We start from the raw sequence: 10553 nt of genomic DNA on the forward strand, positions 1-10553 counted from the left end.
TCCTTCTGCCTGTATCCGGTAGTAGTTACCCAGTTGCCGCCGGTAGCCTACCCCCCACTGATGGGCCGTCTCCGGAGGCAGCTCACGGTTAGAGGGTAGCCACTGGTCGGTAGGCAAATTCATGAGCGGATAGGTTGACAAGTGGAGAAACTGGGCCATTCGGCTGTACGATACCCAGGCGGAAGCTAAAGAAGAGGGCCGATAGCGCAATGATAAACGAGGCTGCCCCCGAAAAAAGGTAACATCATCCAGTAGAAACGCCGACATTCTAAACCCCACGTTAGCGGTGAGTGAAGAAGCTAGCTGCACTTCATCTTCTACGTAAATGTCGACTTCCGTTCCGTATACCGTACGAGTGCCGTAGGTTGTATCTATTAATATTTGCTCATCGATACGTTGCACTAAATCTACCGAGTTGGGCTGGAATCCGTGTAAGGTGACACTACTCCCGAAGCGCAGGTGGTGGCGGGGGTTGGGTAAAAAGTCAAAGTCCAGTTTTGCGGCCCAATCGCGGATGCTCGAAATCCGTTTCCGATCGTATTCATTCACCAGCGGATCGTCCCCACCCTGGCTAGTTTCAATCCGCTCGGATTCATCACCGCGATAGTGGTAACGACTACGGGTTAAGGTCAGATTACTAAATATTCGTTGATTAAAAATATGGTTCCAGCGCAGGGCCGTTGTAAAATTCCCCCACCAAGTATCGCCATCAGACACTACCGTTCTGGTTTCATCCGTAGATTCAAAAGTTGTCTCAAAATTACCAGCTTCGCTTAGCCGGTTTCGTCCCGAATACACACTTAAATAGAGTTGATCACGGTGCGAAAATGTATGATTGATCTTCGCCGTTAGATCATGAAACCCGTAATATAAATTTCCTATACCATCCTGATCATTTGCTAGCAGTCGGGTTATTATTCCGGGATGGCCGTAGCGACCGGATACTAAAAATGAGGTTTTCTCACTGAATATTGGCCCTTCCAACGTAAGGCGAGTAGACAGCAATCCTATTTTACCGGTTCCCTGAAACTTCTCCCGGTTACCTTCTTTTAGCTGCATATCAACTACCGAAGCTAACCGTCCGCCGTAGCGAGCGGGGAAGTGCCCTTTGTAAAAATCTACGTAGTTGATAGCATCGGCATTGAAGATGGAGAAGAAACCAAACAAATGGGTAGCGTTGTACACCGGTACCCCGTCTAGCAGCATCAAGTTCTGGTCGGGGCTACTTCCCCGAACGAAAAGATCAGCGGAGCCATCGACCCCAGCTTGTACTCCGGGCAAGCGCTGCAACCCCTTGAGCACATCCACTTCTCCCAGCAGCATGGGCGTAGCTAACAAAAACCGGGGGGCCACCGGTAAATCCGGTGAGAGCGGTGCTATTGGCTGGGTAGAAGACGAGGTAACCATCACTTCGGCTAGCATGGCATTGCTCAAATTCCAGTTGATGATTGTATCTTGGTGCAGAGCAATAGTAGCAACTTGAGAGTTATGCCCGACGTAGGAACAGCGTAAGCGTACCGAATCGGCCGCGGGAAGCGTTAGACTGTAGAACCCGTACTTGTTGCTGCTCATGCCCAACATTGGGGCCAAACTACTATCGGATGTACTAGAGTTACACCGCCAGATACTAGCTCCAATCAAATCTTCTCCACTGGAAGCATTCCGGATATAGCCGCTAATGGTGAACTTGGCATTCTTCTTTTGAAAGATAATTTGATTTTCTCGCAGATGATAAGCGGTTCCGGTAGCCTGAGCAATGGCATGTAGTAATTCCCGCAAAGTTAACTCTGATTGGGGAAGAGAAACCACCTGATTTACGTTTAAGTAGTTCTCACTATAAGCCACCCGCCAGCCCTGCCGGACCTTTAACTGGTCGAGCAGCTGATACACCTTATACTGAGAAGAATCCATCTGAATAGTTTCTTCTAGCTTAACTTGGGCAATTAGTGAGCTGTATACGCTACCCGACAGAAGTAAGGAAAGAATTAAGATCCGGTAGTTGGTAAGTAGCTTCAGCGAACGCATGGGTTAGTGAAATTTTAACGATACTAATATAATTGATATCCCATCGCGATCATCTTTTATATTGAATATCGTAACGTTAGATTGATCTAAGTTAACAGTATCTACCGTCGGAGATAGTGAATAAGTGCTAAATCAAGTACAGGATACAGCGAGCCACGGAGGTAGCTGTCCTTGGAGGCGTAACCTAGTCCTAACCGACACGCCGATAACCAGTTTTCCCATTCACGATCCTGCCACTGAGCTCCCCATTGGATTTCGGTGAGCATGGCCCCATTCAAGGGAAAATCCGGTGAGGAGGCTAATCCGTGGGCGTAACCCGTGCTCAGTGCCACGTAGTGGCCGGCGTTTCTGGATACAGACTTCCCTTGTTCAGCCCATTTTTTCCGGTTGTAATACCTCCTCAGTTCAGCTTTTGTAAACGCGGCAACACCATCAAACCACCAAAGACGAATGTTACCTTCTGGGTTAGCTGGATTTACTTCCAGAAAAAAATCGTACCCCAGCCCCACTCTCAGGTCTATTGTCCACTGACTATTTACCGGCTGTTCGTAGGCTAGCATGAATTGGTGCATAGTCCCTCCCCCCTCGAGTTTAAATAATGAACGAAGCGGTTCAGGGTTAGTTTGTTGAGCTATTGATGAACTAGTAATAAGCAGTACGTAGGCTGTAAATATACTTCGCATAGGTAAAAAATCAGTAGAAACAATTCATTCTTCATTTAAAAAGCCACTCCTAAACCAATGTTGATAATAGGTATAAGCGAAAGTAAGCCGGATGCCTCTTCAGTCACCACTTCCGTATTGCCGTTTAGATCAATGGTCGTGTAGTTAAACCCATTCTGCAAGCTCGCCAGCGCGAAGCCTAATTCGGGACGAAAATAAATAGTTTTACCTAGCTTACCCCCTACCTTAAAATTTAAAAAGTTGATGGTGGCATCTATCTTCCCAACCCATTCATTAGTGGGTTGAACAGCATCATAAAAATCCAATGCGTCAACGAACATACTTAGGCGACCGTAACTTACATTGCCGTACCAGCCTTGCCCCAGCTTAGAGAAATAATAGTTTAACCCGGCTTCCCAGTAGGTAATGGTAAGGTTAAAGCTTTTCGTTGCACCAGTAGAATCTACTGTTTCTTCCATGCGATGCGGTATAATGGTGAGGTCAATCGTGGGAGCTAATCTTCCGCCTAGCCACGGGGTCACGTATTCCACATTAAGCCCCACCAAATTGGGTAAACCCACCTTCAATCCAATACGCACCGGTCTCTCCGGTTTAACTACATTAGTAGCTGATTGCTGAGCCCAACCACTCAGGTAGGCTAGGCTAACGACGACAAAGATTACGAAGGCTTTTTTCATGACAAAAGTGATTATTTCAGGTGATTACGAAATACTATGAGCAGAATAATATTTTCTCTGATCAGTCTGGTTAGAATCTTACCCCAAACTGTAGCCCTATATTCGTCATTGCATCACCATCGTACCCATCCATCCCGGCTACTATTCCTACAAATAAGTTCTCTTGAAAATAGTAGTTGTACATTAGCTTGAAGTAGTAAGGTTCAAATCCGGAATTAGATTTAGTACTAAAGCTACTTGTCTCTACATTTTGGCCGTCTACTTGATATTTGGTTCTCGCTTGGATATAAGATTTATATCCGTAGCCTGTACCTACTAATAATTCGTGCCTACTCGATTGGTCATTAAATAATGTTAGTGGATTTAGTAGCAACAGAATACTTACCGATCCCAGTATATCTTGATCATATGCATTATTGTGAGGTGCTTCCCCGGGAATACTCGTAGATAGAATCCCAGACCTGTTCCAGCTATTGGAGAAAAAATTACCGGAACCTACTGACGAGAAACTAAAGGTAGGAGCAATTTGCAAGCATCGCTTGAGCGGAATTCCCACATCGAACGAAAAATAGTACCCGTCCGCTAAGTTTGCTTTGGCCGTGCCCCCTGTGTTAACCCTAATTGACCAATCTAGAGATTTCGGGAGCGTCTCATTGGATTGAGCTACTAAAAAATTGCTACTCCCAAACAAAATGAAAATTACAAAAAGTGGTTTCATATGATTTTAGGTTATTCTCTGATAAGACAGAGCAAAAGCACTCAACCCTAAACCAAACCTGAATTATTTTTCAATTTTTTTCAGATACACTGTTTCTCGGGTTAATTCGTACTCAATGTCCAGCGTTATAGCTATCACCTCCAGCACTTCTTCTAATGATTGATTGTCAAACTCGGCGGTAAGTTTCAGACTTTGGATAGCCGTGTCAATCTTTATCTTCCGTTGATAAACATCTTCCAGTAGCTGACCAACCTCCGCCAGCGATTGATTATTAAAGGTCAACTGACGGGTATGCCAGGCTAGCGTATTCCGGCTGAACGTATCCGCTTTAGTAATTTTACCGGAGGTTCTGGATAATGTACCTTGATTACCGGAGCGAAGTACCACTCGATCCGTTGGATCATCTCGTTCGAAAAGAGCGACGACTCCACTAGCTACCGTGACAGTCACTGCTGTATCACGCGTGCTTACCTCAAACGAAGTGCCCAACACCTGGGTCACGGCCTTATCGCTAAAGATTTGGAATGGCTGATTTTCGTTGCGGGCCACATCAAAGAAAGCTTCCCCTTCCAGATAAACAATCCGAGTACTATCCGTAAATTCTTCCGGGTGCCGTAGCTTCGTGTTCTCGTTCAGCCACACCTGTGTTCCATCTACTAAGGTCAATTGTTGCCGCTCCTGATAATCGGTACTAATTTCCGCCAGACCCCAACCACCCGGTTGGTTGAGCTGTTGCACTAGGTACACTAATCCGACAACAGCTACGGCAATCGCGGCGGCTCGGAGCCACCAGGTTTTACGGGCGGTTCTGGTAGACAATCCGACTATTGGGGTGTCGTCTAATCGTTCTTCAATGGCTTGCCACGCTTGGTTGAGATCCGGTGTATAGCGGTGGTAGATAGTACTGGATGCTTTCCAATCTTGCTCAACTTTATCTAATAATGCTTGATGAACCGCATCTTCCTTGAGCCAATCTTGCAATTGCTGCTGTTCTTTTGGACTAATTTCGCCCCGCACATATTTGGTTATTAAGTTCCAATCAGTAGCCATGATCGTAGTCTTTACCTTATGACAAGGGAAATCCGCTTTCCCCTGAAAGAAATTTTAAAAAATCTACTCCAATCCAGCCATAGCCGTAGCGGGATAAATGTTCACGGATAAGCCGGAGGGCTTTACTCATGTAGTATTCTACCGTTTTGACCGATACGTTCAGCTGTTCAGCAATCTCACGGTACGAACGCTCTTCGTAGCGAATCATACTAAATATTAGCCAACATTTTTCGGGCAACTGCGGAAGAATCTGCGCAATAGCTTCGTGTAACTCGCTGGCTTGAAGTTTATCAATCGGAGATACTTCCACCGGATGCTGATAATTGGTAATTTCATCGGCCCAGTCGTAGCGCGCCGCCCGACTCTTGAGGTGATTAAGGCACCGGTTCCGAACTGCTTGGTTCAAATAAGCGGATAGAGAAATTGATACGGTTAGGGTATCTCGCTTCTCCCACAGATGCACCAACACATCCTGTACAATTTCTTCGGCGATTTCGGGACGGTGAACTATCCGGAGAGCACTACGGCAAAGATTAGTATAATGGCAGTCGAAGATTTGCTGCAACCCTCGCTTATCTCCTTGGGTCAGTTGGGCTAACCATTGTTGTTGTTCTTGTTGCATGATAAGATTTCAGCGATAAATATGCGAAAAGGCCGTAGTTGATGAAAATATCAGTTAAGCCTAACGCTAAATATATCTGTAATTGCTGTAGCTAATTGCCCATCGTCACTAAAGAAACTAAAACTTAAATTTAGTCAGTTTGAATTACTGACTTTCAAGTAACCATAAAAATTATTACAGGAAGAATAAATGGGTTATTTAATCCGATTGAAAGTAGGCTTTCCTACCAAAAATTTGTGCTCAGCGAGAAATTGATCGGTCCGGTATAAGGTTTCCAGAAAGTAGCGATGAGCGGGCTGACGACCCAAGTTAAAGAAGCCATGTTTCTGATTAGGGTAAATGTAAACAGTGCTTGCTACTCCCAGACTATCCATTTTGGTTTCCAGCTCATTAATATTAGCTATTGGTACAGTAGTATCTTGCTCTCCGTGGAAAATCACGGTAGGTGGCATACTGGGTTTCAAATGATGAACGGGTGAAGCTCTTAGAGAATCTGGGCCCATTGCTTTTGCACCATAACCCTCGGAGGTAGTATTCACTACCGGATTGTACAGTACTAAAGCTTTCGGTTGATACAGCGACTTATCCTCGGTATCGAAGTGGTTGATCAACGCGGTACACAAGGCCAAATGTCCTCCGGCCGAACCACCGCCTACGGCAATCTGCGAAGTATCAATCCCCATTTCCGTTCCATGTTTTGCCAGATAGCGCAACGCATCCCGCGCATCCTGAATGGCTTCAATGGGAGTGGTACCGTGCTGGTTTTTTACGCGGTAATCGGCCGTGATGGCGACCATTCCTCGAGAAGCCAAGTACTTGCTGTGAGGGGCAAAATGGAGGTGATTGCCACTCGACCAGCCTCCTCCGAAGAAGAAGAGAATTGCCGGGGTAGGTTCGTCCCCTTTTGATTGGGGACTATAGATATGTAGCTTCAATTACGCCTGAGTAGTCGTTTTATACACCACACTTTGCAGTTCATATTTTGTAGTATCAACAGGAAACGGATCGTTGGTTTGCCCTATAGCATCTTCCCAATTAATGATAAACAAACATAATAGAGCGAATAATTGAGTTATTTTGGTATTGCAAATGCGGTTGCGAAACATTATCATTGGTCAAGTACGTTACTATTAGTACTATAATACGGCACAATCTGTATTTTTGCAGTATAAGCTATTAATCACTTTTTAACTATTCTTTCCCTATGGCATTTGATTTAGATATGATTAAAGACGTGTACGCCCAACTGGGTGACCGCGTTAGTAAAGCCCGCGAGATCGTGGGGCGACCATTAACATTAGCCGAAAAAATTCTGTATAGCCACCTGTATCAGGGCAATCCCACTGAAGCCTACGAGCGCGGTGGTGCCTACGTAGACTTCAAGCCTGATCGGGTAGCCATGCAAGATGCTACCGCCCAAATGGCATTGTTACAATTTATGCAAGCAGGGAAGGACGAGACAACCGTACCATCCACCGTACACTGTGACCACCTGATTCAAGCCGAAGTAGGTGCGGAAGAAGATTTGGAAAAAGCGGTTAACAGCAACAAAGAGGTTTACGATTTTCTTTCTTCGGTTTCCAACAAGTACGGCATCGGGTTCTGGAAACCTGGGGCCGGAATTATTCACCAAGTGGTGCTGGAAAACTACGCCTTCCCCGGGGGCATGATGATTGGTACGGATTCGCACACTCCGAATGCCGGTGGTTTGGGAATGGTCGCGATTGGCGTAGGCGGTGCTGATGCCGTGGACGTGATGGCTGGTATGCCCTGGGAGCTAAAGATGCCTAAGCTAATCGGTATAAAACTAACTGGTCGACTAAGTGGCTGGACATCCGCCAAAGATGTTATTCTAAAGGTAGCCGGAATTCTGACCGTGAAAGGTGGAACCGGTGCTATTGTAGAATATTTTGGAGAGGGAGCTGATGGCATCTCGTGCACCGGTAAAGGAACTATCTGTAACATGGGAGCTGAGATTGGGGCCACCACTTCCCTATTCCATTACTCGCAAAAAATGAAGGATTATCTGGAGGCAACCGAACGCGCCGATGTGGCCGCCGAAGCCGAAAAGGTAAAAGATCATTTGCGGGCCGACCAAGAAGTGATGGACAATCCCGACGAATACTTTGATCAGGTGATTGAGATCAATCTTTCGGAATTGGAGCCACACGTGAACGGACCATTTACCCCCGATTTGGCCTGGCCAATTTCCAAACTAGCCGAAGCCGCGAAGGAGCACGACTGGCCCGAGAAGATTGAAGTGGGGCTGATTGGCTCTTGCACTAACTCTTCCTACGAAGACATTACCCGGGCTGCTTCTATAGCCCAACAAGCCATCGACAAAAAACTATCAGCTAAGTCGGAATTTACCATTACGCCGGGTTCGGAAATGGTGCGGTATACCACCGAGCGCGACGGTTTATTGGATGTTTTCGACGGAATGGGCGGAGTAGTACTGGCCAATGCCTGTGGGCCCTGTATCGGTCAGTGGGCTCGCCATAGCAAAGACCCTAATAAAAAGAATACGATTGTAACTTCCTTTAACCGGAACTTTGCTAAGCGGAATGATGGAAATCCGAATACTCATTCTTTCGTTACTTCGCCGGAACTGACTACGGCGTTAGCCATTGCCGGTACGCTAAAGTTCAATCCGCTAAAAGACAAATTGACTAATGAAAACGGGGAAGAGGTAATGTTGGAGGAACCGCACGGTATTGAGCTGCCTCCTAACGGTTTTGGGGTGGAAGACGCTGGCTATCAACCTCCGGCGGATGATGGTAGTGACGTGAATGTAGTGGTGAAAGAAGACTCCGAGCGATTACAAATTCTCACCCCGTTTGATGGATGGGAAGGCGATAATATTACCGGAATGCGACTACTGCTGAAAGCCTACGGTAAGTGCACCACCGACCATATCTCCATGGCGGGCCCGTGGTTGCGGTTCCGGGGACACTTGGATAATATTTCTAATAACTGCTTCATTGGGGCGATCAATGCCTACAACAAAGAGGCGAATAAAGTGAAGAATCAACTTAGCGGCGAATACGGCGAAGTACCGGATACGGCCCGAGCCTACAAAGCCGAAAGCACCCCGCAGATTGTGGTCGGTGATGAAAATTACGGAGAAGGTTCTTCCCGAGAACACGCGGCGATGGAACCCCGTCATTTGGGAGTACGCATTGTGTTGGTAAAATCCTTCGCCCGGATTCACGAAACCAATTTGAAGAAACAGGGCGTTCTGGCGCTAACATTTGTTAATCCGTCGGATTACGATAAAGTGTTGGAAGATGATATAGTTGATACCGTGGATTTAGACGAGTTTGGGGAAGGAAAGCAAGTTACCCTAAAGTTTAAGCACGCGGATGGTTCGGAAGATCTGGTTAAGACGAATCATACGTACAATGGTAATCAGATAGAGTGGTTTAAATCGGGCTCAGCACTGAATTTGATTCGTAAGTTGGAAGCAGAGTCTTAACTGCTTTTCACGATTATCCTAAAGCCGTATCTTACGTAGATATGGCTTTTTTATTTTTATATGAAAACATAAGCATTGCAGTTTATTGACTAAAAGAATTAGAATACTGCTCTAGTAGCTTTTGTAGCTCTTCGCGCGTTCGTTTCAGGTGAGATTTAACCGTATTTTCGTTGAGATTAAGGGTTTGAGCAATTTCTCTTATTGACCAGTGCTGTTTGTACTTTAGGGTCAGTATTAGTTTGCTCCGTCCACTTACTTTTTCCAACAGATCCTCCAGTATTTCAGTTGTAGGACGAATTACTGATTCAGTGTCTATTTCTTCTTCTATGGTATCAGCAATCTTGCTGGATATTTCCTGATGCAGATTTGTTTTATCCTGCTTAATATGATCAGTGCAACGATTGCTGATAATTTTATGAAGCCAGGGCTTGAAAGGTAAGTGCGTTTGGTACGTATGCGATTTAGTAAATACCCGTATGAATACTTCTTAGGATACATCCTGGGCATCATCCCGGTCTTTCAGGTAGCGATAGCACTTGTCAATCACGTGTGCCTCATAGCGACGGAACAGTTCGGCGAAGAAATCAGGGCTGCGATCCTGTTGGAACTGACTGAGTAACTCTCCGTCAGACAGAGTAGATAAGTTCATAAAAAATTTTTTACTAGCTCGCTGCAACTTTCCTCAATATCGCAGTATAGTATATAGTGACCAAGCAAATAGGGGGAAAAATATAAAACAATCACTCGGTAATTCTACCATTTGCTCATGTTTGGTGTCTTTACAAAATACAACGTAATAAATATGAAAAAAGCAGTGACAATTTTCAATGCCGTAGTGATGGTCGTGCTAACGGCGGTGGGCTGCGAAGATGAAGTAGAAAATTTGGCTACGGATTCTTCAGCCGTAGATCGCGTTCAGGTAGGTGATCTTACCTTTACCTTGCAAATTCTCAATATGCAAGATGAGCCACAAGCCGTATTTGAAAAAGGAGAAAATTTTCAGTTTCAGTTTGTGATTGAGAACCGGGGGGATAGTACTTATCAGCTTCCCGTTTATTGGATATTTCCATCGCAGAACCCTGAGTTTTTTACTTTATACAAAAAGACACAGGAAAGTGGAGGTAAAGCGCGATTAGGTAGGTCTTTTGATATGGGAAGTAATTTTTACGATTTATCACCAGAAGTCGTTCCTGCAAAAGGGAAAACAATTTATACTATGCCTTGGCTGACTGATCGTGATTCAGTATATCTTATGCCCGTATATGAGCAGAAAGGGAAATTACTAGAACAAACAGCATTAGCT

Annotated in this window: 11 protein-coding genes; 2 read left to right on the forward strand and 9 right to left on the reverse strand. The window is 45.4% G+C overall.

Annotated elements, in window-relative coordinates; genetic code table 11:
* The 7 genes from WBA23_RS21265 to WBA23_RS21295 form a co-directional block, all read right to left on the reverse strand.
* A partial coding sequence (locus tag WBA23_RS21265; protein WP_424584294.1) for a TonB-dependent receptor occupies positions 1-2025 on the reverse strand: 2025 nt, incomplete at its 3' end.
* Positions 2026-2126: 101 nt separating this feature from the next.
* Positions 2127-2708 carry a hypothetical protein gene (locus tag WBA23_RS21270; RefSeq protein WP_424584295.1) on the reverse strand — a complete coding sequence of 194 codons (582 nt, stop codon included), beginning with the start codon at positions 2706-2708 and terminating at the stop codon, positions 2127-2129.
* A gap of 35 nt (positions 2709-2743) precedes the next feature.
* On the reverse strand, positions 2744-3385 hold the full coding sequence (locus WBA23_RS21275) for a hypothetical protein (protein WP_424584296.1): 642 nt from the start codon (positions 3383-3385) through the stop codon (positions 2744-2746).
* A 70-nt stretch (positions 3386-3455) separates the two neighbouring features.
* Positions 3456-4103, reverse strand: coding sequence for a hypothetical protein (locus WBA23_RS21280; protein WP_424584297.1), 648 nt, complete (start codon positions 4101-4103; stop codon positions 3456-3458).
* A gap of 63 nt (positions 4104-4166) precedes the next feature.
* Entirely contained in the window at positions 4167-5153 is a 987-nt protein-coding gene (locus WBA23_RS21285) for a FecR family protein (protein ID WP_424584298.1), read from the reverse strand.
* A gap of 16 nt (positions 5154-5169) precedes the next feature.
* Positions 5170-5775 carry an RNA polymerase sigma-70 factor gene (locus WBA23_RS21290; RefSeq protein ID WP_424584299.1) on the reverse strand — a complete coding sequence of 202 codons (606 nt, stop codon included), beginning with the start codon at positions 5773-5775 and terminating at the stop codon, positions 5170-5172.
* A gap of 194 nt (positions 5776-5969) precedes the next feature.
* Entirely contained in the window at positions 5970-6710 is a 741-nt protein-coding gene (locus tag WBA23_RS21295) for an alpha/beta hydrolase (RefSeq protein ID WP_424584300.1), read from the reverse strand.
* 269 nt (positions 6711-6979) lie between these two features.
* Between WBA23_RS21295 and WBA23_RS21300 the strand changes: the two genes are divergently transcribed.
* The gene (locus WBA23_RS21300) at positions 6980-9250 is read left to right on the forward strand and encodes an aconitate hydratase (RefSeq protein WP_424584301.1); all 2271 of its coding nucleotides are present in this window, start codon (positions 6980-6982) and stop codon (positions 9248-9250) included.
* A gap of 82 nt (positions 9251-9332) precedes the next feature.
* Here WBA23_RS21300 and WBA23_RS21305 read toward each other — a convergent pair whose 3' ends face one another.
* Both WBA23_RS21305 and WBA23_RS21310 read right to left on the reverse strand, forming a co-directional pair.
* The gene (locus tag WBA23_RS21305) at positions 9333-9728 is read right to left on the reverse strand and encodes an RNA polymerase sigma factor (RefSeq protein ID WP_424584304.1); all 396 of its coding nucleotides are present in this window, start codon (positions 9726-9728) and stop codon (positions 9333-9335) included.
* Positions 9729-9737: 9 nt separating this feature from the next.
* Positions 9738-9899, reverse strand: a complete 162-nt coding sequence (locus tag WBA23_RS21310) for a hypothetical protein (RefSeq protein ID WP_424584302.1) — start codon at positions 9897-9899, stop codon at positions 9738-9740.
* Positions 9900-10052: 153 nt separating this feature from the next.
* Between WBA23_RS21310 and WBA23_RS21315 the strand changes: the two genes are divergently transcribed.
* Positions 10053-10553: hypothetical protein (locus tag WBA23_RS21315; protein ID WP_424584303.1), on the forward strand; the 501-nt coding region annotated here is incomplete at its 3' end.

It is taken from the genome of Tunicatimonas sp. (assembly GCF_049647865.1).
Taxonomy (GTDB): Bacteria; Bacteroidota; Bacteroidia; order Cytophagales; family Cyclobacteriaceae; genus Tunicatimonas.

What these genes read in the sequence shown, in the direction of transcription:
- WBA23_RS21280 (WP_424584297.1), bottom strand. Translation starts at nt 4,103, where the DNA reads ATGAAACCACTTTTTGTAATTTTCATTTTGTTTGGGAGTAGCAATTTT.
- WBA23_RS21300 (WP_424584301.1), top strand. Translation starts at nt 6,980, where the DNA reads ATGGCATTTGATTTAGATATGATTAAAGACGTGTACGCCCAACTGGGT.
- WBA23_RS21310 (WP_424584302.1), bottom strand. Translation starts at nt 9,899, where the DNA reads ATGAACTTATCTACTCTGTCTGACGGAGAGTTACTCAGTCAGTTCCAA.
- WBA23_RS21270 (WP_424584295.1), bottom strand. Translation starts at nt 2,708, where the DNA reads ATGCGAAGTATATTTACAGCCTACGTACTGCTTATTACTAGTTCATCA.
- WBA23_RS21275 (WP_424584296.1), bottom strand. Translation starts at nt 3,385, where the DNA reads ATGAAAAAAGCCTTCGTAATCTTTGTCGTCGTTAGCCTAGCCTACCTG.
- WBA23_RS21285 (WP_424584298.1), bottom strand. Translation starts at nt 5,153, where the DNA reads ATGGCTACTGATTGGAACTTAATAACCAAATATGTGCGGGGCGAAATT.
- WBA23_RS21290 (WP_424584299.1), bottom strand. Translation starts at nt 5,775, where the DNA reads ATGCAACAAGAACAACAACAATGGTTAGCCCAACTGACCCAAGGAGAT.